Here is a 24,906-nt window from a genome sequence, read left to right as displayed (position 1 = left end):
CCGGAATGATGTTTCTTCGCTCGCAGCTTCGGGACGGGGGTCGTGTGCCCGCATCAGTGCAGCCGTACTTTTTCCTCAGTTATGCGCATACACCGAGGTTCGGGCCCGGAGGACCCGATCCCGACATGTGGGTGGAGCGCCTCTTCCGTGACCTGTGCGGCCACATCATGGCGCTGACGGACCTGCCCGCCGGATCCGAGGCCGGCTTCATGGACCGGGAGATACGCAGCGGCGAGGGCTGGTCGGAACGGCTCGGCGCGGCACTCGCCACCTGCCGGGTCTTCGTCCCCCTGTTCTCGCCGCGCTACTTCGCCAGCGAGATGTGCGGGAAGGAGTGGTTCGCCTTCGCGCAGCGCACCATCCAGCACGGCGCGGTCAGCAACCAGCCGGCCGCCGAGGCCATCGTCCCCGCCCTGTGGGTCCCCGTGCCGCCCTCCCAGCTGCCCGGCCCCGCCGAGCGGTTGCAGTTCAACCACAACACCTTCGGCGAGCGCTACGTCACCGACGGACTGTACGGGCTGATCAAACTGCGCGGGTACGCCGAACAGTACGAGCAGGCCGTGTACGAACTGGCCCGGCGGATCGTGCGGGTCGCCGAGACCGTCCGCCTGCACCCCGTGCGCCCGCTGGACTACCGGCTGGTGCCCAGCGCCTTCGGGCACAGCCCCGGCCAGGGTCCCGCTCCCGGCGGCGGCCCCACCCGCACCCTCCACGTGACCGTGGCCGCCGCCTCCCGCCACGACCTGCCGGACGGCCGCAGCCCCGAGTACTACGGCGACAGCGCGCTGGACTGGAACCCGTACCACCCGGCCTCGCGGCGGCCCGTGGCGTACGTGGCCGAGGACCTGGTCAGGAACCTCAACTACCAGACCACCATGTCCTCCTTCGACGACGAGGCCGGGCACTTCGACAGCAAGCAGCCGCCCACCCGCCCCGAGATCCTGATCGTGGACCGCTGGGCGGTGGAGGACGAGCAGCGCCGCCAGCGCCTCGCCGCCTTCGATCAGGAGCACCGCCCCTGGATCAACGTGGTGGTGCCGTGGAACCGGTACGACCACCAGAGCCGGGCCAAGGAGACCGAGCTGGCCCACCGGCTGGAGGAGACCCTGCCGGTCAAGATGGGCCAGGGCCGGGCCGCCTGCCGGGCCGCGGCCAACGGCGTGGCCAACATGGAGACGCTCGGCCAGATCCTGCCCCAGGTGGTCGAGGCGGCCGCGCAGCAGTACCTCAGACACGCCCAGGTGTACCTGCCGGCCGGGAACGCCTCCACCGAACGCCCGCGGCTGGTGGGCCCGATGGGCATGAGCGGGCCGGCGCTGCCACCGCCGGCCCCCTTCCCGCACGCGCGGCGGCACGACGACGCGAACGGCGAGACCGACGAGCACGGCGAAGACACCGACACAGACCCGGGGGGACGCGGATGACAGCCAGTCGTGACAGCCGAGACGGACGCATCGTCACCTTCTACTCGTACAAGGGCGGTACCGGCCGCACCATGGCGCTGGCCAACACCGCCTGGATCCTCGCGGCCAACGGCAAGCGGGTCCTCGCCGTGGACTGGGACCTGGAGGCCCCGGGCCTGCACCGCTTCTTCCACCCCTTCCTGGACCCCTCCACCCTGGGGGCGACCACCGGGGTCATCGACCTGATCAGCGAGTACGCCTGGGCGGCCACCAGCCCCGTGCAGCGCGCCGCCGACTGGCACAAGGACTACGCGCGGATACAGCCGCACGCCGTCTCCCTCACCCCGGAGACCCACGGCTGGGAGTTCCCCGACGGCGGCACCCTCGACTTCGTCTCGGCGGGCCGGCAGAACCGCGAGTACTCGGCGACCGTGTCGACCTTCGACTGGGACAACTTCTACGACCGGCTCGGCGGCGGCCTCTTCTTCGACGCGCTGCGCGCCGACATGAAGGCCAACTACGACTACGTCCTGATCGACAGCCGCACCGGCCTGTCCGACATCGCCGACATCTGCACCGTCCACCTCCCCGACGTCCTCGTCGACTGCTTCACCCTGTCCGACCAGTCCATCGACGGTGCCGCCTCGGTGGCCCGGCAGATCGACGAGCGGTTCAACGACCGCGGGATCAAGATCTACCCGGTCCCGATGCGCATCGACGAGGGCGAGAAGGAGAAGGCCGACGCGGGCCGGGCCCTGGCCCGGCTGAAGTTCGACCGCTTCCCCAACGGCCTGGTCGGGGACGAACTGACCTCGTACTGGGGCGCGGTGGAGATCCCGTACCGCCCCTACTACGCCTACGAGGAGACCCTGGCCACCTTCGGCGACGAGGCGGGGCTCACCAACTCCCTGCTGTCCGCCTTCGAGCGGCTCACCACGGTGGTCACCGGGGGCGAGATCACCTCCATGCCGGTGATCGGCGAGGAGGTGCGGCTGCGGATCCGGGACGCCTTCACCCGGCGCCGCCCGGCGCTGCCCGCCGACCTGTTCCTCTCCTACGTCGCCGAGAACCGGATGTGGGCCGACTGGATCGAGTCGGTGCTCACCCGGGCCGGTTTCCGGGTCGTCCCCAAGGACGTCTCCGCCGAGCGCGCGCCCGACGCGGCCGCCCGCGACACCCTCGGCGGGACGGGCCTCGGCGCGGACACCGCGGCCCGGACCGTGGTGCTGCTCTCCAGCGCCTACCTCAAGTCGGCCCGGGCCGTGGACGTGTGGAACCGGGCGGCCGCCGAGGACCCGACCGGGGGCAGGCGCCACCTGGTGCCGCTGCGGGTGGGCGACGTACGCCTGGCCACGCCGTACATCGACCGCAACCCGGTGGACCTGTTCCGGCTCGACGAGGTGCACGCCACGGCCGCGCTGCTGCGCGCGGTGGAGCGGCCGACGGCGCTCGCGGACACCGTCGCCGGCGCCTCCCAGCCCGGCCCCCGCTTCCCCGGCACGGTCCCGAAGATCTGGAACGCGCCGCCCCGCAACCCCGGGTTCACCGGCCGGTCCATCGTGCTGGAGCGGATGCGCGACCAGCTCGGCGGCGGCATGGCCGTGGTGCTGCCGCAGCCGCAGACCCTGTACGGGCTCGGCGGCGTGGGCAAGACCCAGGTGGCGCTGGAGTACGTGCACCGGTTCATGGCCGACTACGACCTGGTCTGGTGGATCTCCTCGGAGCAGACGGACGACGTGGTCGCGGCCCTCGCGGAGCTGGCCGTACGGCTGGGCGCGCAGACCGGCGAGGACATGTCGGCCGCCTCCCTGGAGGCGATCGACCTGCTGCGGCGCGGGGTGCCGTCCTCGCGCTGGCTGCTGGTCTTCGACAACGCGGACGATCCCGAGACGCTGAAGCGGTTCTTCCCGCCGGGCGGCCCGGGGCACGTGCTGGTGACCTCGCGCAACCAGTCCTGGTCCCAGTACGGGGACGCGCTGCCGGTGGACGTGTTCCTGCGCGAGGAGTCCATCGAGCACCTCCAGCGCCGCGCGCCGGGGCTCACCCAGGAGGACGCCGAGCAGGTGGCCGTGGCGGTGGGCGACCTGCCGCTGGCCGTCGAGCAGGCGGGCGCCTGGATCGCGGAGACGGCGACGCCGGTGTCCGCGTACCTGGAGCAGCTGGCCGAGCAGACCGCGCGGGTGCTGGGCCTGAACCAGCCCGCCGGGTACCCGCAGCCCGTGGCGGCGACGTGGAACGTGTCGATCGAGCGGCTCCAGTCCCGGTCCCCCGCCGCCGTGCGGCTGCTCCAGCTGTGCGCGTTCTTCGCGCCGGAGCCGATATCGGCGAACCTGCTCTACAGCAAGGAGATGATCGACGCGCTCAAGCCGTACGACTCCTCGCTCCAGGAGAAGCTGGTGCTGGGCCGGGTGATCCGGGAGATCGGCCGGTTCGCGATGGCCAAGGTCGACCAGGTCGGCAACAGCATCCAGGTGCACCGGCTGGTCCAGGCGGTGATCCGGGCCCAGCTGTCGGAGGAGGAGCAGCGGGAGGCGCGGCACGCGGTGCACCGGATCCTGGCGGGTGCCCGGCCGGACGACGACGAGCCGATAGACAACCCGGAGACCTGGCCGCGGTTCAACACGATCTGGCCGCACCTGAATCCGTCGGAGGCCCGGTTCTGCGTGGAGCCGGAGACCCGGCGGCTGCTGATCGACCGGGTGCGGTACCTGTGGAAGCGCGGTGACTTCAAGGCGGCGTACGCGCTGGGCGAGGAACTGCGCGAGGCGTGGCGGGAGATGCTGGGCAGCGACGACCTCCAGTACCTGTACCTGCGGTTCCACCTGTCGAACATCCTGCGCTCGCAAGGCCGGTTCGTGGAGGCCAAGGAGCTGGACGAGGTGACGCTGGAGCGGCAGCGGGCCGCGCTGGGCCCCTCGCACCCGCACACGTACATGACCACCAGCGGTCTGGCGATGGACCTGGGCGCGCTGGGCCGGTACGGGGAGGCGATGGAGCTGGCGACGGCCGCGCACGAGGGCTTCGGGCAGATCTTCCACGACGCGCACCCGCGCACCCTGGCCGCGGCGAACAACCTGGCGCTGAACCTGCGGATGGTCGGGCAGTACGCGCGGGCCCGGGAGATCGACCAGGAGGTCTTCGACCGGCGCACCGAGGTACTGGGCACCGACCACCCGTACACCCTGTCCTCGGCGCAGAACCTGGCCCGTGACCTGCGCGAGGTGGGCCGGTACGACGATTCGGTGCAGCTGCTGAGCCGCACGTACGAGATCTACAAGCGGCAGCTGGGCCGGGCGTTCCCGGGCACGCTGTCGGCGGCGAAGAACCTGGCGGTGTCGCTGCGGCGGGCCGGGGAGCTGGAGAACGCGCTGCGGCTGACGACCGCGACCCGCAACCGGTACCGGGCCAAGTACACCTCGGTCAACCCGGACCTGCTGGCGTGCGAGCTGAACCTGGCGTCGGACCTGTTCGCGACGGGTGATCCGGGGGCGGCGCGGGACCTGGCGCAGGAGGTGGTGGACGAGTACATGAAGGTGCCGGGCGAGAAGCACCCGTACACCCTGGCGGCGGTCAACAACCTGGCGGTCTTCCACTGGGGCACGGGCGCCGCCGACACGGCGGAGACGATGCTGCGGCAGACGATCCGCGTCATGCGCGAGGTACTGGGCGACGACCACCCGCACACCATCTTCGCGCACCTGAACCTGGCCAACGCGCGGGCCGATCTGGGCGACCCGGAGGGGGCGCTGGAGCTGGAGCGGATCGCGGTGGTGCGGCTGCGCGAGGCGCTCGGGGCGCACCATCCGGAGACCCTGGCGTGCGCGTCGAACATGGCGGTCAGCCTGGACATGATGGGCCGCAAGGAGGAGGCGGCCCGGGTGCGGGCGGAGGCGGTGGCCGAACTGACGCGGCTGCTCGGGGAGGACCACGGTCTGACCCGGTACGCGCGTGACGAGCGGCGGGTCCACCGGGACCTGGAGCCGCTCGCGGTGTGATCCGACGGCGGGCGGCGGGGCTTCGCGGTCCCGCCGCCCGGGAACGAGCGCAGGGGGCGCCGTGACCGAGAGCATGACCTTTCGCAACGAGGACCTGCCGGCCCTCTTCCACCACACCGACCAGGCGGCGGTCTCCCGGCAGCGGGAGTCCACCCGGGCCACGCGCGCCCAGCTGTTCCTGCTGGTCGCGGCGGCCGGGGCCGCAGCCCTGCCGGCCGGGCCCGCGGTCGGCGGGCTGCACGTGTTCGCCGCGCTGAGCGCGCTGGCGTACGCGGGGGTGCTGGCCGTGGGCGTACGGGCGACGCGACGGCGGGCCCGTCCGCAGTGGCAGCTCAACCGCAGCGCGGCCGAGTTCATCAAGTCCCTGGCGTGGCGCTACGCCGTGCACGGGGCGCCCTTCGGGTCCGGGGCCGTCGCACCGGAGGAGGTGTACCGGGCGCGGCTGGAGAAGGGGCTGGACGAGCTGCGGAAGATGGGCTGGCGGGATCCGCGGCCGGCGGGCCTGGTCCCGGAGGGGGCGGAGGTCACCGGGGCGATGCGGCGGCTGCGGGGGCTGGACTACCAGGTGCGCCGGGAGACGTACGTCCGGGACCGGCTGATCGAGCAGCGCGACTGGTACCGGCGCCGGAGCGAGGGGGCGCGGCGGACGACGGCGCTGTGGTCGTGGACGATCGTGCTGCTGACCTGTCTGGCGCTGCTGCTGGCGTTGCTGGGGGCCTTCGGCTCGGGTCCGGGGCCCGGGGCCGCGGGGCTGCTGAGCGCGGCCGCGGCGGCGGGGATCGCCTGGAACGAGGTGCGCCGCCGCCATCCGCTGATCGAGGCGCACACGCTGATCGAGCAGGACCTGGCGGCGATGATGGTGGTGATGCAGACGACGATCACGGAGTCGGAGTGGCCGTCGGCCGTGTGGGAGACGGAGCGGTACGTGTCGCCGCAGCACACGGACTGGCTGGCCCGGCACAGTAGTTGAGGCCGTGGCGGGGTGTGGCCCGGCGGCGGCTCAGTCGCGGGTCACGCCCTCGCGCCAGATGACGGTGACGGGTTTGCCGAGGGCCCGGGCGTAGGCGACGATCTCGCCGGTGCCGCCGTGCCCGCGTGCGGGGAGGCCGTCCCAGACGGCGACGAGCCGGTCGCAGCAGTCGGCGATGTAGGTGCCGGCGGCGTAGTAGGCCTCGTCGGTGGAGCGGGGGAAGGCCATCCGGACCTCCTGGGCGGCGCGGCGCCTCAGCCGCCGGTAGGCGGCGAGGGCGCCGGGGTCCTCGAAGGTGTCCTCGTAGTCGCCGCTGGGGATCACGACGGTGAGGTCGGCGCCGTATTCCAGGGCGAGGGCGGCGAAGAGCTGGTCGGCTCCGTCGGCGAGGCTGGAGAAGGCCTCCAGGGGGCCCTGGTGGCCGCCGAGGACGGCCCGCAGGCCCTGCTCCACGTGACCGAGCACCTCGTCGGGAATCGACCGGTGCCCGGTCACGCCGATGCGCTTCATCCGAGTTCCTCCCCCGTGGACGCCCTGGACATCCTGGACATCCTCCCAGAAGGAGGGAGGACGTCCAGGGGGCCTGCGCCGGGGGCGCCGGTCAGTAGACGCTGACGCCGTAGGCGTTCAGGGCTTCGACGACGGGCTGGAAGAAGGTGGTTCCGCCCGAGGAGCAGTTGCCGCTGCCTCCGGAGGTGAGGCCGACGGCGCGGGTGCCGGAGTAGAGGGGGCCGCCGCTGTCGCCGGGTTCGGCGCAGACGTTCGTCCTGATCATCCCGTAGACGATGTCCCCGCCGCCGTAGTTCACGGTGGCGTTGAGGCCGGTGACGGAGCCGCTGCGGGTGCCGGTGGTGGAGCCGCGGCGGGTGACGGACATGCCGGTGGTGGCGTTGACGGCGCTGGTGATGTCCTGGCCGCCGACGGTGCCGGGCGGGACCGGGCTGTTGCTGGCGTACTTGACGAGGCCGTAGTCGTTGTTCGGGAAGCTGGAGCCGGCGGTGCTGCCGAGGACGGTGGTGCGGCCGGAGTTGCTCCACCAGGTGCCGGCGCCTTCGGTGCAGTGCCCGGCGGTCAGGGCGTAGTAGTTGGAGCCGCTGCGGACGTTGAAGCCGAGCGAGCAGCGCCAGCTGCTGGCGTAGATGGCGTCGCCGCCGGAGAGCAGCTTGGTCAGTTTGCCTGGGGTGCGTTCGATGCGCAGCGCGGCGGCGTCGGCGCCCGCCTCGCGGCGGATTCTGGCGATGTCCGCGGCGGTGACGGTGGAGTCGGCGGTGACCACGAGGGTCCCGGTGGCGGGATCGGTGTGCCAGGCGGTGCCCGCGACGTCGGCGCGCAGGACGGAGGCTCCCGCGGCGGCGAGCCGGGCGGCGCCGAAGCCCGTGCCGTCGTCGTCCGCGCTGGCGGCGGTGGGGGTGGCGAGGGCCGCCGTGGCGGCCAGGCCGGCGGCCAGGGCGAGCAGCCGGAGGCGGGTGGTGCTGTTGGTCCTCACTTCACGTCCTCCCGGGTGGGGGTCGGGGGCCCGGCTCGGGTGGGGGTGCCGGAGCCCGTGAGCGGCGGTGGGGGCAACTGGGGGCGCACGGCCGGGTAGCCGTACGACTCGACGTGGCCCTGACAAGTCCGCCGGGTGACGCTGAACGGGAGTGTCCTGGCGTCAGCCGGCGGCGGCAAGGGCGCCTTTCAGCCGTCGCTCCCCGGCGGCGACCTCGAAGGGCAGCGTGTTCCCGGGCGGCGGGAACGGGCAGATGAAGTGGTCGGCGAAGGCGCAGGGCGGGAGTTGGGCGCGGTTGAGGTCCACGGTGACGGACCCGTCCGGGGAGGGGCTGCCGGGGTGCAGGAAGCGGAAGCGGTAGCTGGAACCACCGCTGGTGGCGTCGCCGAAGACGGCCCAGAGGCTGCCGTCGTCCTCGTCGACGGCCACCTGGAGGGCGTACGGGGCGCCGGCGCGGGTGAAGGTCAGCTCGCCGCCCAGGCCGAGGCCGCGGGCGCGCCCGTCGGCGTTCTCCACCTCGACGGTCCGCCGCTCCGGGTAGGGGCGAAAGCGCCCCGGCAGGACGAAGTCCGGGTCGTAGGGCGTGGCCTCGATGCCGCCGAAGGCGCGCCGGGCCGCGGCGGCGGGGTCGTAGACGCGGACCGCCCACTGCCCCTCGCGCCGGATCACCACGAGCCGCACCTCCCCGGCCGAGAGGCGGGCGAGCGCGGGCCGTCCCTCGTCCGCGGCGAGGGCGGCCTCCCCTGTGAGGGAGTGCCCGTCGAGTGCGACGCCGTCCGCCGCAGAAGCGGTCAGGACGACCCCGCCGTCACGGGCGCGCCAGTGACCCGGAACGGCCGGAAGTCGACCTTCCGGGTAGTCGGCGAGCCAGTGGGTCCCCGTCAGGGCGAGGGGTCCGTAGGGGGCCGAGACGGCGGCCACCCGCTGCTCGTGCCACTCCCGCCATGCCGTGCCGGCCGTGTCGTCGCTCATGCCGCTCAGCCCTTCCCCCACCGGCCGGACGGGAACCTCCCGGTAACCCGTCCGGACCTGAGGGAACTGACGACGACTCAGGGAGCGGTCCCAGTCAGTCGCAGCCGCAGTTGCAGTCGCAGCAACCGCCGCCTCCGCCCCCGCTGCCGCCACCACTGCCCCCGGTGCCGCCGTGGGTGGGGTTGCCGTCGCAGCACTCGCAGCACTCGCAGGCGTCGCACCACGGGTCGCGCTTCTTGCGGGACCAGGGGCCCTCGTGCTCCGTGCAGCAGAGCTGACAGGTGCAGAACATCCAGGTGGCCATCGCGCAGCCGGCCAGCAGCCCGCGGCGCGGCTTCTGCGGGGGCACCCCGCCGTGACCGCCGCCTCCCGGGCCCCACGGACCTCCGGGACCCATCGGCGGCGGCATCCCCGGCCCGCCCGGGGCGTACGGGCCCTGCTGGTTCCCCTGGTGGTGCCCGCCGTACGGTCCGCCCTGCTGGTTCCCGCCGTACTGACCGCCGTACGGTCCGCCCTGCGGTCCGCCGTACGGTCCGCCCTGTGGGGCCCCGAAGCCCTGCCCGGCGGAGTTCGCGGCGGCGTGCCCGCACGAGGAGGCACCGAACGCCCGGTCCACCGAGGTGCGCAGCTCGTGCACCAGCAGCCGGTGGGCGAGCCCCGCGTCGGCGAACTCCACCTCGCGCAGGGCCAGCCGGATGCCGTGCAGGGCGTCGTCGCACAGCCGGCGCGCCTCCGCGAGCGGGGTGCCGGTGGCCGTGAGCGGGTTCCAGGCGCCGGCCTCGGCGTCCGCGGCCCGGTCCTCGACGGCGTCCAGCAGGTGCGCGAGCCGCCCGAAGTAGCGGCCGGCCTCGGCGAGGGGCGCGGCGTTGCCTGGCCGCCCCGCGAGGACCGCGGTATGAGCGAAGGCGGCCGCGGTGGCGGTCTCCGTCGGCTCGGTGACCACCAGCACCGGCGTGCCGATCCCCGCCAGGGTCTCGATGCCGCCCTGGCGGTCCACGGCGTCCACGAGCACCGCCGTGTCGAAGCCGAGCGAGGCCCCGGTGCGGGCCCCGGCCCGGTCCCAGCCCCGGGCGACCTTGCGCGCGGCGGCGGCGATCGGGGCCCGGGCCAACAGGCCGTCCCGGTCGGCCACGTGGTCCCGCACCTTCGCCGAGGCCAGCACCAGCGAGACGGCCGCCGCGAGCCGGGCGCCCTCACCGTTGGCCACCGGCGCGGTGCGCATGCCGCGCAGCGGGCAGGGCCCGGCGGTGCGCCGGGCGCCGGGGAGCGGACCGGACTGAGCCTCCGTCAGAACGGAGACGAGCAGACCGTCGTAGTTGGTGACGATCCTGGCGAACTGGCCGTGGTCACCGCGAAGTGCCAGGCAGAGACCGCACAGATGGGCCATCCACTCCGCTTTGAAGCGCTCGCCCAGCCGGTGCGCGCAGGGTCTGACTATGCCGAACAACCGCTTCCCCCGTGTGTCATACGCGTGTTTCCGGGGCATCGTATCCAGCCAGGCGGATCACTCGTACGCCCCAGCGCCTCACCCTTCCGGCGGCGGCGGTCGTATTTTCACTCAGTCAGCAGCGGTAGCGACCGGGAAGCTCGACCTTGCAACGGATGTTCTGCACCAGTCCCGTCACGAAACCTCTGCGCGGCGGCTATCCACTTGGCGCGTTGTCAGCATCATGGACGACCATAGGGGCAGCGGAGAAAAGACAGACTGGCCACGGTGAAAGGAGGCGTCCATGGGTTCGGTACGCAAGGCGAGTGCCTGGTTGGGTCTCGTAGAGGACAGCGACGACGAGCGGTACTACGACGACGACTACGCGGAGGCGGTGGAGCGCCAGCAGGGCTCGGTCTCCGGCCCCGGCGACCAGTGGGTCACCGACCCCCGCGTGAAGGTGGCGTCGGACTCCGCGGTCGAGCGCGGCCGGCGCATCGCGACCGTGACCCCGGACGGCTTCCGCGACGCGCGCGGGATCGGCGAGCTGTTCCGCGAGGGCGTGCCGGTCATCGTGAACCTGTCGTCCATGGACCCCACCGACGCCAAGCGCGTCGTCGACTTCGCGGCCGGCCTGACCTTCGGTCTGCGCGGGTCGATCGAGCGGGTGGCGACCAGGGTCTTCCTCCTGACCCCGGCCGACACCCAGATCGTCAGCGGCGAGGCGGGCGGCCGCGCCCGCGACTTCTTCAACCAGAGCTGATCAAGGCACTCACCGGCCTACCGGAAGGCGTCGAGCCCGGTGAGCGCCTTGCCCAGGACCAGCTGGTGCATCTCGACGGTCCCCTCGTAGGTGAGCACCGACTCCAGGTTGGTGGCGTGCCGCATGACGGGGTACTCCAGGGAGATCCCGTTGGCCCCGAGGATGGTCCGCGCGGTGCGGCAGATGTCGATGGCCTCGCGGACGTTGTTGAGCTTGCCGAAGCTGATCTGCTCCGGCCGCAGGGTGCCCGCGTCCATGCGCCGGCCCAGGTGGTGGGCGAGCAGGATGCCCTTGTGCAGTTCCAGGGCCATGTCGGAGAGCTTGGCCTGGGTGAGCTGGAAGCCGCCGATCGGCCGGCCGAACTGCTCCCGCGTCTTCGCGTAGTCGAGCGCCGCTTCGAAGCTGGCGCGCGCCGCGCCCATGGAACCCCAGATGATCCCGTACCGCGCGTGGCTGAGGCAGCCCAGCGGTCCCTTGAGCCCCGTGACACCCGGCAGCACCGCGTCCGCGGGCAGCCGTACGTCGTCCAGCACCAGCTCGCTCGTCACCGACGCGCGCAGCGACCACTTGTGCTTGATCTCCGGCGCGGAGAAGCCGGAGCTGTCGGTGGGGACGGCGAAGCCGCGGATCCCCTCGTCGGTCTGGGCCCAGACGACGGCCACGGCGGCCACCGAGCCGTTGGTGATCCACATCTTGCGGCCGTTCAGCACCCAGTCGGAGCCGTCGCGCTTGGCGTACGTGCGCATCGCGGCCGGGTCGGAGCCGATGTCGGGCTCGGTCAGCGCGAAGCAGCCGATCAGCTCGCCCGCGGCCATGCCGGGCAGCCAGCGCTGCTTCTGCTCCTCGGAGCCGTACTTCCAGATCGCGTACATGGCGAGGGAGCCCTGTACGGAGACCAGCGAGCGGATCCCGGAGTCCGCGGCCTCCAGCTCCAGGCAGGCCAGGCCGTACTGGACGGCGCTCGCGCCGGCGCACCCGTAGCCGGTCAGGGACATGCCGAGGGCGCCGATGGAGCCGAGCTCCCGGGCCAGCTCGCGGATCTGCGGGAGCTCCCCGTCCTCGTACCACTGGGCGATGTGGGGCAGGACCCGGTCGGCGGCCCAGGAGCGGACCGTGTCGCGGACGGCGAGGTCCTCGGGGCCGAGCAGCTCGTCGAGTCCGAGCGGATCGGTGGGGGCGAACGGGGTCTTCGGCGCGGACAAGGGGGCCTCCCGGCGGCCACGTGGGGCGGAACCTAGCGGTGCAAGTTTGTCGCCGGTCCGGCCCCGGGTCCACCCCCGGCTTGCGCCGGAGGCCCCGGTCAGCCCTGGCGGCCGGGCCTGCCGCCGACCGCCGGATCGCGTTCGGGCTGTGCCGGGGCCGGGATCCGCGCCCCGGCGGCCGGCCGGTCCGGTCCCGAGGGCTGCGCGGGCACGCGTACGGGGGTCCCGGCCTCCGCGTCCGCCGCGCCGCATGCGGAGGGCTCGGAGTGGTCCATGGTGCGCGGCAGCCTCAGCGCCATCACGGCGCCCGCGAGCAGCAGGCAGGCACTGACCACGAGGCTGACGTGCAGCCCGTGGACGAAGGAGTTCCGGGCGGCCGCGTAGAGGGACTCCCCCGCCGGACCACCGAGGTGGGCGGCGATCTGGTAGGCCTCGCCGAGGGAGTTCGCGGCGCCCGCCGCGTCCTCGGCGTCGACCCCCGGGACGTCCAGCAGGCCGGGCCGGTAGGCGGCGTTCATCACGCTGCCGAGCAGGGCGATGCCGATGCCCGCACCGAGCTGGTACGAGGTCTCGCCTATGGAGGCGGCGCCGCCGGCGGTGTCCGCCGGCGCCTCGCTCAGCATGGACTCGTACGCGGCGAAGAGGGTGGTCTGGAGCCCGAAGCCGAGCAGGATGAAGCCCACGGTCAGCAGGACGGGCCGGTCGTGCTGGCCCATCAGCGTCAGCAGCAGCACGGCCCCGGCGGTGAGCACGAAACCCAGCGAGACCATGGTGCGCGGGCCGACCCGCTGGAGGGTGTAGGAGCCGGTGGCACCGGCGGCCATGGCGGCGAAGGTGAGCGGCAGCAGCCGCAGGCCGGTCTCCAGCGGGCTGAGCTCCAGCACCAGCTGGAGGTACTGGACGGCGAGCAGCTCCAGGCCGACCAGCGCCAGCATGGCGAGCACGATGCAGCCGACGGAGGTGGAGAAGGCGGCCCGGGCAAACATCCGCATGTCGATCAGCGGGTGCTCGCGCCGCTTCTGCCGGCGTACGAAGAGGACCAGCACCAGCACGCCGAGCGCCAGCGGGACCAGCGCCTCGGGGTCGGTGAGCCGGCGTTCCGCGCCGAGGTGCTTGATGCCGAGCACCGCTCCCAGCACGCCGGCGGCGGCCATCAGAGCGCCGAGCACGTCCCAGGGCCCGTCGGCCGCGCCCCTGGACTCGGGCAGCAGCCAGCGGCCGACCGGGAGGATCAGCGCCATCAGCGGGATGTTGATCAGGAAGACGGAGCCCCACCAGAAGTGCTGGACGAGGAACCCGCCGAGTACGGGGCCGCTGGCGGCGCCGATCGCGGCGACGGCGGTCCAGATGCCGATGGCCAGGGCCCGCTCCCGCCGGTCGGGGAAGACCTGGCGCAGGATCGACAGGGTGGCCGGCATGATCATCGCCCCGCCGATGCCGAGCAGGGCGCGCGCGGCGATCAGGACCTGGGCGTTGTCGGCGAGCGCGGCGATCGCGGAGGCGACGCCGAAGAGGGTGTAGCCGAGGAGCAGGATCCGGCGTCGGCCGACCCGGTCGCCGAGGGTGCCGAAGAGGATCAGGAGCGCGGCGCAGACCAGCGGGTAGGCGTCCACGATCCACAGCAGCTCCTGCGCGCCGGGGCGCAGGTCCTCGGTGACGGAGGGGACGGCCACGTGCAGGATCGTCGCGTCGAGCGCGACGAGCACGAGGCTGACGCACAGGACGGCCAGGACGACCCACCGGTTGGCCCCGCCGGAGGCGGCGGAGAGCCGATGCCAGAGGGAGGGCTTCCTGTCGCCGGCCGTGTTCGTCCCCGACATGCATGTACCTCCCAGGTGGTCCCTCGCACTCGGCGGACAGCGTCGTGGGTCGCCGCGGGTGGTGCGCTGTGCGGCGTCACGGGGTCCGGCATCGACACGCGAGTGAAGGGTCAGCGTACGCGAGTTCGCGTGTCCGACACGTGGTCAAGCTCTCATCCCGGCGGCGACCCCCGTGTGGTGTGCGCCACTCGTCCCGTTCCGCCCTCCCCCCGCGCGCACGCCCGTTCACGCTCCGTGGTGACCATGCCGTTCCGGCCGTTCCGTTTCGGTCTGCCGCGGCGTCGATACTCGTCCCCGTGACAACTGTGCCCGTTGACGACGCTCCCGCGAAGTACCCCGGACCGCGCCGTGCCGCGCCGGCGCTCGCCGCCTTCGCCGCGGTGCGGCTGCTGGTGCTGGCGGTGCTCGCGCTGTGGTGCGCGGCCGCCGGCAGCAGCCCGCACACCCTGCTGTCGGCCCGCTGGGATTCGCTCTGGTACGCGCGGATCGCGGCCGAGGGGTACGGGTACGAGGTGGTCCTGCCGAGCGGGGCCGTCCATTCGAACCTCGCCTTCTTCCCACTGCTGCCGTGGCTGGAGCGGCTGGTGGCGGCGCCCACCGGACTCTCGTACGGCTCGGCGGGGCTCGTGGTCTCCGCGGTGGCGGGGCTCGCCGCCGCGTGGGGGATCTTCGCCGTCGCCGACCGGCTCCACGGGCGGCGCGCCGGGGTGCTCGCGGTGGCGCTGTGGGCGGCGCTCCCGGTGGGGATCGTGCAGTCCATGGCGTACAGCGAGTCCCTGTTCACGGCCCTGGCCGCCTGGGCGCTGTACGCGGTGCTGCGCGGGCGGTGGGTCGTGGCGGGCCTGCTCGCGGCGGGGGCGGGGCTGACCCGGCCGGTCGGGGCGGCGGTGGTCGCGGCGGTGTGGGTGGCGGCCGCCCTGGCCTGGCGGCGCGGGGAGCGGTCGTGGCGGACGGCGCTCGGGGTGCTGCTGGCCCCGCTGGGCGCGGCGGCGTACGCGCTGTGGGTGGGGGCCCGGACGGGCGGGGGGCTGACGGGCTATCTGGCCGTACAGGCGGGGTGGGGCAACGGCTTCGACGGCGGCTGGGCGTTCGCCCGGTTCATCGGGGCCCGGCTGGCCTCGCCCGCCTTCCCCGCCGGCGTGGGACTGATCGCCGGGGTGCTGCTGGTGCTGTGGCTGTACCGGCTGTGCGTGCGCGACCGGCAGCCGGCCGCGCTGCTGGTGTACTGCGGGATCGTGGTGGCGCTGGCGCTGTGCGCCTCCGGCTACTTCGGCTCCAAGCCCCGGCTGCTCCTGCCGGCGTTCCCCCTGGTGCTGCCGGTGGCGGCGGCCCTGGCACGGGGGCGGACCGGGCGGGCGGCGGCCGCGGTGGGCGGCCTGGCGCTGGTGTCGGCGGTGTACGGGGCCTTCTGGCTGAACGGTTCGGGCCCGCCGTAGGCCCCGGACCGTCCGGGGCGGCACCCGGATGGCCGGGTGCCCGGATGCCCGGGCACCCGGCGCCCGCTGCGGCCATGATCACGGAATGAGGCATTCCAATCCATGATTGCGCAAAGGAATTGAGCTGCGGCAATAAATCCCGTGTAAGTATGCCGATAATTGCGGTGGCGGCATCCCCGGAGTTGAATCCGAAAAGTTCCAACAAGTGCCGGAACAGAGGGAATTAAGTACCGCGTGAGACGCACTCCACATCACATGGTCATCACAAAGCGCGCGATTCGCCCGGCCTGCGCTTCGACGCGCGGTAACGTCGATTGAGTGCGTACTGACCAAATGCTTGCCCGTCTGGAGCCGGTGTTCGCCCGGCTCGACCGGGAACCAGAGCGACCGGCTCATCTGCAAACCCCGCAGATGAGCCGGCACCGCATCGTGCTCCTCTCCACGACCCTCGCCTTCTACGCGGTGACCGTCGTGGCCGTGCTGACGACCTCCTGGCTCGTCCGCCTGGACTGGCAGATCATGTTCTTCCGGCCCTACGAGCAGTGGCCGCAGGTACACGCCTTCCTCGACTACCTCGTCGTGCTCGGCCAGCGCGGACCCACCGCGGTGATGGTCGCGGCCTGGCTCGGCTGGCGCTCCTGGCGCCAGCACACCCTGCGCCCGCTGATCGCACTCGGCGTGGCGCTCCTGCTGCTCAACATCACCGTGGGCTCCGTCAAGCTCGGCCTCGGCCGGCTCGGCCCGCACTACGCCACCCAGATCGGCTCCGCCGAACTCTTCGCCGGCGGCGATATATTTCCTTCCGGCCACACCGCCAACGCCGTCGTGACCTGGGGAATCCTCGCCTACCTGGCCTCCACCAGCGTCACCCGCCGCGTGCTGTCCGTGGTCTCGGCGGTCGTCTCGCTGAGCGTCGGCGCCACCACCGTGTACCTCGGCACCCACTGGGTGAGCGACGTGCTCCTCGGCTGGATGGCCGGACTGCTCATCATGCTGGCGCTGCCCTGGTTCGAGCCGCTCATCGGCCGCACCGAGGCCTACGTCTTCGCCCTGCGCGAGCAGTGGCGCCGCCGGCTGGAGGACGGCCGGTTCTCCGAACCGGTCGCCGCCGCCCTCACCCCCCTGCTCTCCGCCGGCGGGAAGTGGCAGCCCGGACGCACCCCCGCCGCCGGCGAGGCCGGGACCCCGGCCTCCGCCGCCACCCAGGCCCCCGCCGGACACTCCCCCGCGCTGCGCCCCGCCGGGCACGCGCACCAGGTCTCCCGGCAGCACGTCATCCGCTCCGAGCGCACCCCGCTCACCCCGGGCGGCAGCCGCCGCCCCGCGCACACCGAGCGGACGGCCCCCCGGGGCGCCTCGGCCCGCCCGGCCACCGGCGGCTGACCCGGCGCGGGGACGGTACGCACAACCCACCCCGCAACACTCGTCCCGCGCGAACGGCGGGCCGGTCCACCCGACCGGCCCGCCGTCGGCGTTCATATGCCCGGACACGTCACCCCGCTGAGCGGATGTTCCTCCGTACCGGGTCACGCTTGTGTCACGGGTTGTCGACGGCCGCCACCGGTATTCCCGCCTTTGCGGAATCGTTTCGAATTCCGCCGGAGCAGGCGGAATCGGAGGGGGCCGACTTACTCCCCTTACTCCCCCGCGGGTTCCACGGCACGGCCCAGCAGATCCCTCAGACCCCGGATCCGGTCCGCCAGCTCGGGCGGCTCGACGACCTCGAACTCACAGCCGAGCATCATGACGTGAATCACCAGGACGTCGAGGCTCACCGCCCCGGTGCGCAGCAGGCAGCTCTCCGCGCCGTCCGGCTCCACCACCCCGTCGGCCGGCCCCACGAACCGCGCCGCCTCCGCGGCCGGGACCCGCAGCCGCACCACCGCCTGCGCCGCGTAGGCGCGCTGCGACACGCCCCGGGAGACGTACGCCGCGAGGTCCTCGGCGGGCGCCGGACGCGGCACGAACCGCGGGCCGTGCGGGGGGCGGGGCTCGATCCGGTCGGCGCGGAAGGTCCGCCAGTCCTCGCGGTCCAGGTCCCAGGCGACGAGGTACCAGCGCCGCTCGGTGCACACGAGCCGGTGCGGCTCGACCACGCGCCGGCTGACGCTCCCGCCGTGGTCCCGGTAGCCGAAGCGGAGCCGCTCGCCGTCCCGGCACACGGCGGCGAGCTCGGTGAGCACGGCGGGATCGACGGTGTCGCGGCCGGGCCCGCGCAGCATGGGCACGGTGAACTCGTTGAGCGCCGACACCCGTCGGCGCAGCCGCGACGGGAGCACCTGCTCCAGCTTGGCGAGCGCCCGTACGGAGGCCTCCCCGATCCCCTCGACGCCGTTGCCGGCGGCCGTGCGCAGCCCGACGGCGACGGCGACGGCCTCGTCGTCGTCCAGCAGCAGCGGCGGCAGCTCGGCCCCGGCCCCCAGCTGGTACCCGCCGCCGGTGCCGGGGCTGGCGTTCACCGGGTACCCGAGCTCGCGCAGCCTCTCGACGTCCCGCCGTACGGTGCGGGGCGTGACCCCGAGCCGGGCGGCGAGGTCGGGCCCGGTCCATTCCCGGTGGGCCTGCAACAGCGAAAGCAGGCGCAGCAGTCGCGCGGAGGTCTGGGGCACGCCCCCAGTGTGCCCGGTGGACGGGAGGCCGCGGTCAGCGAGCCCGGGCCGACGCCGAAGCCGCCGGGGCCGGCGGACGCACGGGGGACGGGCGCACAGGAGCCGGAGCCGGTACGGACGGGCGCACGGGAGCCGACGCCGACGGTGCCGACGCAGCCGGAGCCGGTACGGACGGAGCCGGCGGGGCCGGGGCCGTCGGGCGCACGGGAGCCGGAGCCGACGCAGCCGGAGCCGGTACGGACGGAGCCGCCGGGGCCGGAGCCGCCGGGGCCGCCGGGGCGGGCGGCTTCTGGGGTGCGGGCACCGGGGTGCCCGGGGGGAGGGTGAGGAGGAGCCCCACCTTCAGCCGGGACGGGGTCTCGCCGACGCCCGCGCGGTTCGCCTCGTACAGCGCCCGCCAGCCGCCGGGGACCCGGTACCGGCGGGCGATGCCGTCCAGCGAGTCCCCGGTCCGCACCACGTGCATCCGCCCCGCCAGCCCGTACCGCTTCGCGCACACCGGCCACGCCTCCCACCCCTGCACCGCCAGCAGCTCCTCCGCGACCCGGATCTGCTGCTCCCGGCTCGCCAGGTCCGCCCGCGCCGCGAACGCCAGTCCCCCGTACTCCTCCCACGTCGGCTGCCAGAACTGCAGGCCCCCGTAGAAGCCGTTGCCCGTATTCACCGCCCAGCGCCCGCTGCTCTCGCAGTCCGCGACGCAGTCCCACGGCCACGCACCGCCCGGCCCGCAGTCCCCCGGCCCCGTGCCGATGACGCCAGGCGAGCCCGGGTGGGCGGCCCCCGCCGGACCGGGAGCCGGCGGGGGCGGAGCGGCGGCGGCCGCGCCGGCACCCGACGGGAGAACGAGCACCAGCGCGGCGACCGCCGCGGCCACGACGGTGGCCGCCGCCCGCCGCATACACAGATCGGGCATCGGCTCACGCTACGGAGACCCCGTCCCCGGCCCGCCCCGCCACGCGGCGCGCCCCCGCGCCCCACCCGGACGGGCGACACGGCCCACACCCCCCGGCGTGACAGAAACAGCCGCCAACTGTGCACGAAGGGGCAACAGTTGACAGGAATGCGAAGCCGCGGTCCGACGGTTCACTCCTCCGGGTGGCCGGTTCGATTCCGTTCCCTCAAACGGCGTGACCCCGGCCGACGCTCCGCCGTTGATCCCGGCGAGCCGGGAACCCCCCGGCCTCCGCACGAATGAGGAGCCACCCCGTGCCGCGCATGCTCGACGTCAGTGATGAGGTACGTGCCGAGATCGGTGACGATGAAGCCGACAGGCTGCTCACCGGCGACGGCGCCCCGGGCAGTTACGACTGCACGTCCTGCCGTACCCCGGGCGACGCCGAGACCGACCCCACGAGCACCGTGCTGTTCGTGGGCGAGGAGACGGCCGTCCTCGCCTTCGCACACACCGCCTGCATCCCCTCCCAGGTGGTCGAGGTCCCGGAGGAGCAGCTCCAGGGCGCGGTGCGCACCATCACCGGCGACAGCCCGGCCCCCGTGCAGGAGCAGGCCGCCGGCGACGCCCCGCAGTCCGTTCCCGGCGGACAGGCCGTCCTCGGCATCACCAGCGGCCTGGTCCTGATCGCCGGTGAGCTGCACCCCGCGCTCGTCGTCGAGCCGACCGCGCCGATCGCCCGCCCCGGCACCACCGGCCCCGGCGACGACTTCCTCCCCCTCCTCATCGAGCAGGGCTTCGTCCCGGTCACCGACACCAACGAGGTCCCCTCCGCCCTCACCGGCTGGTCGGTGCTGCTGGCCGGCGGGCAGCTGCACGCCGTGCTCCAGCCCGGCACCGAGGGCGGGCCCCAGGTGGCCTGGTGGCAGGCCCACCAGGCGCTGAGCGTCACCGACGGCTGGCGGGCCGCCGTCAACAAGACCCAGCGCGTGCTCATCTACGCCGCCCCGGTCGGCTCCATCGGCCAGCAGCCGCGCGAGGACCTGCTCCGCGACGCGCTGGACAAGGCCGCGATCAACGGCAAGCTGGTCGCCGCCTCGATGCCGCTGGCGGGTACGCCGGGCGCCTGAGCTCTCCCCCTTCCCCGCCGGAAACGGCCGTCCGCCCCCCGCCGAGGGGGCCGGGCGGCGTGCGCCGGGGGTGCGCGGTCCGTCCCGCGCACCCCCGGCGATCTGCGTTTTTCCGCCCCGTCACCCCGCATCCGCAGGGCGTCGGTTTCGTTGGCTGATACGTGCATTCATACGACCCCTCCCGCGCCCCGTTCCGTGCGAGCAGCGCCTCGCACACCCCGATCTACGACAGCCTGTACTCGGAGTACCTGCGCGCCTTCCGGGCGCTGCCGGGCGACCGTACGGGCGAGGAGGACCTCGGTTTCACCGCGTTCTCGTACGGCAGCGGGTACGCCGGCACCTCGTACGGCGGCGGCACGGGCAGCTCGTACGGCTCCGGCGGCAGCGGCGGGTGGAACGGTTCCTCGTGGCAGCAGAACGACGGCTGGCAGTCCTCGTACGTCCCGCAGCAGGCGGCCCAGCCGGTGTACTCGTACGCGGGCGGCGGCGCCGCATACGGCGGCGGGCGGCAGCACCACACCGGGATGCAGCACATCCCGGCGGCACTGCCGCCCGCTCCGCGCCGGGGCTACTGACCCCGGACCGCCGTCACCGCCCCGCCGCTACTTCTTCTTCTTGTACTGCGCGCCGCGCTTCTCGCGCACGCGCACCGAGATGTGGAGCGGGGTGCCCTCGAAGCCGAACTCCTCGCGCAGGCGGCGCTCGATGAAGCGCCGGTAGCCGTGCTCCAGGAAGCCGGAGGCGAAGAGGACGAACCGCGGCGGCTTGCTGCCCGCCTGGGTGCCGAACAGGATGCGGGGCTGCTTGCCGCCGCGGATCGGGTGCGGGTGGGCCGCGACGATCTCGCCGAGGAAGGCGTTGAGCCGGCCGGTGGGGACGCGCGTCTCCCAGCCCGCGAGGGCGGTCTCGATCGCCGGGACCAGCTTCTCCATGTGGCGGCCGGTCTTCGCCGAGACGTTGACGCGGGGAGCCCACGAGACCTGCTGCATCTCGGTCTCGATCTCGCGCTCGAGGTAGTAGCGGCGCTCCTCGTCCAGCTCGTCCCACTTGTTGTACGCGATCACGATCGCGCGTCCGGCCTCGACGGCCATGGTGATGATGCGCTGGTCCTGGACGCTGATGTTCTCGGTGGTGTCGATCAGGATGACCGCGACCTCCGCCTTCTCCACGGCGGCGGCCGTGCGCAGCGAGGCGTAGTAGTCGGCGCCCTGCTGGAGGTGGACCTTCTTGCGGATGCCCGCGGTGTCCACGAACTTCCAGGTGACACCGCCGAGTTCGATCAGCTCGTCGACCGGGTCGCGGGTGGTGCCGGCCAGTTCGTTGACGACGACCCGGTCCTCGCGCGCGACCTTGTTCAGGAGGGAGGACTTGCCGACGTTCGGACGGCCGATCAGGGCGATGCGGCGGGGCCCGCCGACGGCCGTGCCGCCGAAGGTCTGCGCGGGGGCCTCGGGCAGGACCTCCAGGACGGCGTCGAGCATGTCGCCCGTACCGCGGCCGTGCAGCGAGGAGACCGGGTACGGCTGGCCCAGGCCCAGGGACCACAGGTAGGCCGCGTCGGCCTCGCCGCTCTGGCCGTCGACCTTGTTGGCGCACAGGACGACGGGCTTGCCGGCCCGGCGCAGCAGCTTGACGACGGCCTCGTCGCTGTCGGTGGCGCCGACCTTGGCGTCCACGACGAAGACGACCGCGTCGGCGGTCTCGATGGCGTACTCGGCCTGGGCGGCGACGGAGGCGTCGATGCCGAGGACGTCCTGCTCCCAGCCGCCGGTGTCGACGACCTTGAAGCGGCGGCCGGCCCATTCGGCCTCGTACGTCACGCGGTCGCGGGTGACGCCCGGCTTGTCCTCGACGACGGCCTCGCGGCGGCCGATGATGCGGTTGACCAGGGTCGACTTGCCCACGTTCGGGCGGCCGACGACTGCGAGGACGGGGAGCGGGCCGTGTCCGGCCTCCTCGATCGCGCCTTCGACCTCTTCGAGGTCGAAGCCTTCCTCCGCGGCGAGCTCCATGAACTCCGCGTACTCGGCATCGCCAAGTGCTCCGTGGTCGTACTGGTCGTTCATGAAGTCCGTTCCTCGTCGTTCGTGGTGATCGGTGGCAGCCGCGCAGCGCGGTTCCACTACTGGTTCAAGTCTCGCTCAGCGCCCGGTGAGGCGCTTGGCGTCGGCCAGGTGGGCGGTCAGCCTGCCCTGGATGCGTACGGTGGCCTCGTCGAGCGCGGTGCGCGTACGACGGCCCGTGCCGTCGCCCGCGTCGAAGGCGGAGCCGAAGACCACGTCGACCCGGCTGCGCAGCGGCGGCAGGCCCTTGACGAGCCGGCCCTTGGCCTCGGTGCTGCCGAGGACGGCGACCGGCACGACCGGGGCGCCGCTGCGGACCGCGAAGTACGCGAGGCCCGCGCGCAGGGACGCGAAGTCGCCCTCGCCCCGGGTTCCCTCGGGGAATATCCCCAGGGCGCCGCCGTTCTCCAGGACGCCGAGCGCACGGGTGATCGCGGTCCGGTCGGTGCCGGAGCGGTCCACCTTCACCTGCCCGATGCCCTCCAGGAAGGGGCCGAGCGGGCCGACGTACGCCTCCTTCTTGATCAGGAAGTGCAGCGGCCTCGGCGCGGTGCCCATGACCATGGGCCCGTCGATGTTGTGGGCGTGGTTCACGGCCAGGATGACGGGGCCGGAGGCGGGCACCTTCCAGGCTCCCAGCACGCGGGGCTTCCAGAGCCCGTACATGAGGCCTATGCCGATGCGCCTGCCGACCGCCGCACCCTTGGGGGAGGGCGTACCGCTCACTTGCCCCGCCGCTCTTCCACCAGGGTCACGACGCATTCGATCACCTGGTCGAGGGTGAGGTCGGTGGTGTCGACCTCGACGGCGTCGCCCGCCTTCGCGAGCGGCGAGGTCTTGCGGCCGGAGTCGGCGGCGTCCCGCTTGATCAGGGCTTCCCTGGTCGCCGCGAGGTCCGCGGCCTCCTTGCCGCGCAGCTCGCCGCTGCGGCGGGCGGCACGGGCCTCGGCCGAGGCCGTCAGGAAGATCTTGAGGTCGGCGCCGGGCAGGACGGTGGTGCCGATGTCCCGGCCCTCGACCACGATCCCGGCTGCCTCCGCGGCCGCCTCGGCGGCGATGGAGCGCTGGAGGTCGGTGATCAGGGTGCGCACCTCGGGGACTGCGCTGACGGCGCTGACCTTGGAGGTGACCTCCTGGGTGCGGATCGGGCCGGAGGCGTCCAGGCCGTCCACCGTGATGGTGGGGGCGGCCGGGTCGGTGCCGGAGACGATGGCCGGCTTGCCGGCGGCGAGGGCGATCGCCTGCGGGTCGTCGGTGTCGACGCCGTTGGTGATCATCCACCAGGTGATGGCCCGGTACTGGGCACCGGTGTCCAGGTAGCGCAGCCCGAGCTTGGCGGCCACGGCCTTGGAGGTGCTGGACTTGCCCGTGCCGGAGGGACCGTCGATGGCGACGATCACGGCGGACGGAGCGGCGGATTCCACGGTGCGGGCACCTTCCTGGTTGCGCGTACGTGTGCGGGCGCGCCAAAAGCGCCCCCGCACCAGGTTACCGGCCCCGGGGGCCCGCCGTTCCCGGGCGGGCGGCCACGGGGGCCGGGGCCCCTGCGCGGCCGCCGTCCGGCGGGGCGGCTACTGCTGCCGCAGCGCCCAGCCCCGCTCGCGCAGCTCGGTGGTCAGGGCCGCGACCGCCCGGGGTTCCACCATGAGCTGCACCAGACCGGCCTGCTGGCCCGTGGCGTGCTCGATGCGCACGTCCTCGATGTTGACCCCGGCCCGGCCGGCGTCCGCGAAGATCCGCGCCAGCTCGCCGGGCTTGTCGCTGATGAACACCCCGACCGTCTCGTAGGCCATGGGCGCCGCGCCGTGCTTGCCGGGGACGCGGACCCGGCCCGCGTTGCCGCGCTTGAGGACGTCCTCGATGCCGGCCGCGCCGCCCTTGCGCTCGGCCTCGTCGGCGGACTGGAGCCCGCGCAGGGCCTCCACGGTCTCCGCCAGGTCGGCGGCGATGCCGTCCAGGACGTCGGCCACCGGGCCCGGGTTGGCCGAGAGGATCTCCACCCACATCCGGGGGTCGGAGGCCGCGATCCGGGTCACGTCCCGGATGCCCTGCCCGCACAGCCGGACGGCCGTCTCGTCGGCCTCCTCCAGACGGGCCGCGACCATGCTCGACACCAGCTGCGGGGTGTGGGAGACCAGCGCCACCGCCCGGTCGTGCGCGTCGGCGTCCATCACGACGGGGACGGCCCGGCACAGCGCGACGAGCTCCAGGGCGAGGTTGAGCACCTCGTGGTCGGTGTCCCGGGTCGGGGTCAGCACCCAGGGCCGGCCCTCGAACAGGTCGGCCGTCGCGGCCAGCGGGCCGGAGCGCTCCTTGCCGGCCATGGGGTGGGTGCCGATGTAGGCGGAGGTGTCGGCGCCCAGGGCCGCGAGCTCCCGGCGCGGGCCGCCCTTGACGCTGGCCACGTCCACGTAGGCCCGGGCCAGGCCGCGTCCGATCGCGTCGGCCAGCGCGGCGGCCACGTGGGCGGGGGGTACGGCGACGACCGCGAGGTCGACCTGGCCCTCGGGGGCGTCGTCGGTGCCCGCGCCCAGGGCGGCGGCCGTACGGGCCTGCGCCGGGTCGTGGTCGACGAGGTGGACGCTGATGCCCCGGGCGGTCAGGGCGAGCGCCGCGGAGGTGCCGATCAGTCCGGTTCCGATGACGACGGCGGTTCTCACGGGGCGCTCCAGGGGTGATCACGTAACGGCAGGACCTGACTCAGGGTAGCCAGTCGGTACCGCGAAAGGACCCGGCGGT

19 protein-coding genes and 1 pseudogene are annotated in these 24,906 nt (G+C 73.6%); 8 read left to right on the top strand and 12 right to left on the bottom strand.

Annotation, left to right across the window (positions count from 1 at the left end; translation table 11 throughout):
• Window positions 1–8 precede the first annotated feature (8 nt).
• The 3 genes from AC069X_RS30900 (at window position 9) to AC069X_RS30890 (ending at window position 6,368) form a co-directional block, all read left to right on the top strand.
• Window positions 9–1,424 carry a TIR-like protein FxsC gene (locus AC069X_RS30900; protein ID WP_478733794.1) on the top strand — a complete coding sequence of 472 codons (1,416 nt, stop codon included), beginning with the start codon at window positions 9–11 and terminating at the stop codon, window positions 1,422–1,424.
• Complete coding sequence (fxsT, locus tag AC069X_RS30895; protein WP_478733699.1) at window positions 1,421–5,398, top strand: FxSxx-COOH system tetratricopeptide repeat protein; 3,978 nt, start codon at window positions 1,421–1,423, stop codon at window positions 5,396–5,398. Before AC069X_RS30900 ends, fxsT begins: the two co-directional genes overlap by 4 nt.
• A 73-nt stretch (window positions 5,399–5,471) precedes the next feature.
• Window positions 5,472–6,368 (top strand): DUF4231 domain-containing protein, encoded by an 897-nt coding sequence (locus AC069X_RS30890; RefSeq protein WP_478733792.1) that lies wholly within the window; start codon window positions 5,472–5,474, stop codon window positions 6,366–6,368.
• 30 nt (window positions 6,369–6,398) lie between these two features.
• Here the strand turns inward: AC069X_RS30890 and AC069X_RS30885 are convergent, their stop codons facing one another.
• The 4 genes from AC069X_RS30885 to AC069X_RS30870 all read right to left on the bottom strand — a co-directional run bounded on the left by AC069X_RS30885 (window position 6,399) and on the right by AC069X_RS30870 (window position 10,273).
• The gene (locus tag AC069X_RS30885) at window positions 6,399–6,878 is read right to left on the bottom strand and encodes a hypothetical protein (RefSeq protein ID WP_478733697.1); all 480 of its coding nucleotides are present in this window, start codon (window positions 6,876–6,878) and stop codon (window positions 6,399–6,401) included.
• A 91-nt stretch (window positions 6,879–6,969) separates the two neighbouring features.
• Window positions 6,970–7,854 carry a S1 family peptidase gene (locus AC069X_RS30880; protein WP_478733695.1) on the bottom strand — a complete coding sequence of 295 codons (885 nt, stop codon included), beginning with the start codon at window positions 7,852–7,854 and terminating at the stop codon, window positions 6,970–6,972.
• Between the two features lie 162 nt (window positions 7,855–8,016).
• Entirely contained in the window at window positions 8,017–8,826 is an 810-nt protein-coding gene (locus AC069X_RS30875) for a DUF1684 domain-containing protein (RefSeq protein WP_478733693.1), read from the bottom strand.
• Between the two features lie 94 nt (window positions 8,827–8,920).
• The gene (locus AC069X_RS30870; RefSeq protein WP_478733691.1) at window positions 8,921–10,273 is read right to left on the bottom strand and encodes a DUF5685 family protein; all 1,353 of its coding nucleotides are present in this window, start codon (window positions 10,271–10,273) and stop codon (window positions 8,921–8,923) included.
• Between the two features lie 283 nt (window positions 10,274–10,556).
• Here AC069X_RS30870 and AC069X_RS30865 point away from each other — a divergent pair, with 283 nt between their 5' ends.
• A complete protein-coding gene (locus AC069X_RS30865; RefSeq protein ID WP_478733689.1) occupies window positions 10,557–11,015 on the top strand; it encodes a cell division protein SepF in 459 nt (152 codons plus the stop codon).
• Window positions 11,016–11,032: 17 nt separating this feature from the next.
• Here the strand turns inward: AC069X_RS30865 and AC069X_RS30860 are convergent, their stop codons facing one another.
• On the bottom strand, window positions 11,033–12,217 hold the full coding sequence (locus AC069X_RS30860) for an acyl-CoA dehydrogenase family protein (protein ID WP_478733687.1): 1,185 nt from the start codon (window positions 12,215–12,217) through the stop codon (window positions 11,033–11,035).
• 98 nt (window positions 12,218–12,315) lie between these two features.
• Window positions 12,316–14,037, bottom strand: coding sequence for an MFS transporter (locus AC069X_RS30855; protein ID WP_478733685.1), 1,722 nt, complete (start codon window positions 14,035–14,037; stop codon window positions 12,316–12,318).
• A 305-nt stretch (window positions 14,038–14,342) separates the two neighbouring features.
• Here AC069X_RS30855 and AC069X_RS30850 point away from each other — a divergent pair, with 305 nt between their 5' ends.
• Together AC069X_RS30850 and AC069X_RS30845 are read left to right on the top strand one after the other, a co-directional pair.
• On the top strand, window positions 14,343–15,473 hold the full coding sequence (locus AC069X_RS30850) for a glycosyltransferase family 39 protein (protein WP_478733790.1): 1,131 nt from the start codon (window positions 14,343–14,345) through the stop codon (window positions 15,471–15,473).
• A 318-nt stretch (window positions 15,474–15,791) separates the two neighbouring features.
• On the top strand, window positions 15,792–16,856 hold the full coding sequence (locus AC069X_RS30845; protein WP_478733683.1) for a phosphatase PAP2 family protein: 1,065 nt from the start codon (window positions 15,792–15,794) through the stop codon (window positions 16,854–16,856).
• A gap of 254 nt (window positions 16,857–17,110) precedes the next feature.
• On the opposite strand, the gene AC069X_RS30840 is transcribed toward AC069X_RS30845, so the two are convergent.
• Together AC069X_RS30840 and AC069X_RS30835 are read right to left on the bottom strand one after the other, a co-directional pair.
• A complete protein-coding gene (locus AC069X_RS30840) occupies window positions 17,111–18,082 on the bottom strand; it encodes a helix-turn-helix transcriptional regulator (RefSeq protein ID WP_478733681.1) in 972 nt (323 codons plus the stop codon).
• Between the two features lie 316 nt (window positions 18,083–18,398).
• Window positions 18,399–18,995, bottom strand: a pseudogene (locus AC069X_RS30835) (transglycosylase family protein); the annotation flags it as partial.
• Window positions 18,996–19,288: 293 nt separating this feature from the next.
• Between AC069X_RS30835 and AC069X_RS30830 the strand changes: the two are divergent.
• Together AC069X_RS30830 and AC069X_RS30825 are read left to right on the top strand one after the other, a co-directional pair.
• The gene (locus AC069X_RS30830; protein ID WP_478733679.1) at window positions 19,289–20,104 is read left to right on the top strand and encodes a hypothetical protein; all 816 of its coding nucleotides are present in this window, start codon (window positions 19,289–19,291) and stop codon (window positions 20,102–20,104) included.
• 161 nt (window positions 20,105–20,265) lie between these two features.
• Window positions 20,266–20,679 (top strand): hypothetical protein, encoded by a 414-nt coding sequence (locus AC069X_RS30825; protein WP_478733678.1) that lies wholly within the window; start codon window positions 20,266–20,268, stop codon window positions 20,677–20,679.
• Between the two features lie 27 nt (window positions 20,680–20,706).
• On the opposite strand, the gene der is transcribed toward AC069X_RS30825, so the two are convergent.
• The 4 genes from der to AC069X_RS30805 all read right to left on the bottom strand — a co-directional run bounded on the left by der (window position 20,707) and on the right by AC069X_RS30805 (window position 24,827).
• On the bottom strand, window positions 20,707–22,170 hold the full coding sequence (gene der / locus AC069X_RS30820; protein WP_478733676.1) for a ribosome biogenesis GTPase Der: 1,464 nt from the start codon (window positions 22,168–22,170) through the stop codon (window positions 20,707–20,709).
• A gap of 75 nt (window positions 22,171–22,245) precedes the next feature.
• The gene (locus AC069X_RS30815; protein WP_478733674.1) at window positions 22,246–22,929 is read right to left on the bottom strand and encodes a lysophospholipid acyltransferase family protein; all 684 of its coding nucleotides are present in this window, start codon (window positions 22,927–22,929) and stop codon (window positions 22,246–22,248) included.
• Window positions 22,890–23,591, bottom strand: coding sequence for a (d)CMP kinase (gene cmk / locus AC069X_RS30810; protein WP_478733672.1), 702 nt, complete (start codon window positions 23,589–23,591; stop codon window positions 22,890–22,892). The genes AC069X_RS30815 and cmk overlap by 40 nt, the downstream gene beginning before the upstream one ends.
• 147 nt (window positions 23,592–23,738) lie before the next feature.
• Entirely contained in the window at window positions 23,739–24,827 is a 1,089-nt protein-coding gene (locus AC069X_RS30805; RefSeq protein WP_478733670.1) for a prephenate dehydrogenase, read from the bottom strand.
• Between the last annotated feature and the right edge of the window lie 79 nt (window positions 24,828–24,906).

It is taken from the genome of Streptomyces sp. NPDC043896, from assembly GCF_056435605.1.
Note: the sequence above shows the minus strand (reverse complement) of the source record. Positions and strands in the feature narration are given on the sequence as shown.

What these genes read in the sequence shown, in the direction of transcription:
- fxsT (WP_478733699.1), top strand. Translation starts at nt 1,421, where the DNA reads ATGACAGCCAGTCGTGACAGCCGAGACGGACGCATCGTCACCTTCTAC.
- AC069X_RS30865 (WP_478733689.1), top strand. Translation starts at nt 10,557, where the DNA reads ATGGGTTCGGTACGCAAGGCGAGTGCCTGGTTGGGTCTCGTAGAGGAC.
- der (WP_478733676.1), bottom strand. Translation starts at nt 22,170, where the DNA reads ATGAACGACCAGTACGACCACGGAGCACTTGGCGATGCCGAGTACGCG.
- AC069X_RS30855 (WP_478733685.1), bottom strand. Translation starts at nt 14,037, where the DNA reads ATGTCGGGGACGAACACGGCCGGCGACAGGAAGCCCTCCCTCTGGCAT.
- AC069X_RS30890 (WP_478733792.1), top strand. Translation starts at nt 5,472, where the DNA reads ATGACCTTTCGCAACGAGGACCTGCCGGCCCTCTTCCACCACACCGAC.
- AC069X_RS30815 (WP_478733674.1), bottom strand. Translation starts at nt 22,929, where the DNA reads ATGCGTCGTGACCCTGGTGGAAGAGCGGCGGGGCAAGTGAGCGGTACG.
- AC069X_RS30900 (WP_478733794.1), top strand. Translation starts at nt 9, where the DNA reads ATGTTTCTTCGCTCGCAGCTTCGGGACGGGGGTCGTGTGCCCGCATCA.
- AC069X_RS30885 (WP_478733697.1), bottom strand. Translation starts at nt 6,878, where the DNA reads ATGAAGCGCATCGGCGTGACCGGGCACCGGTCGATTCCCGACGAGGTG.
- AC069X_RS30875 (WP_478733693.1), bottom strand. Translation starts at nt 8,826, where the DNA reads ATGAGCGACGACACGGCCGGCACGGCATGGCGGGAGTGGCACGAGCAG.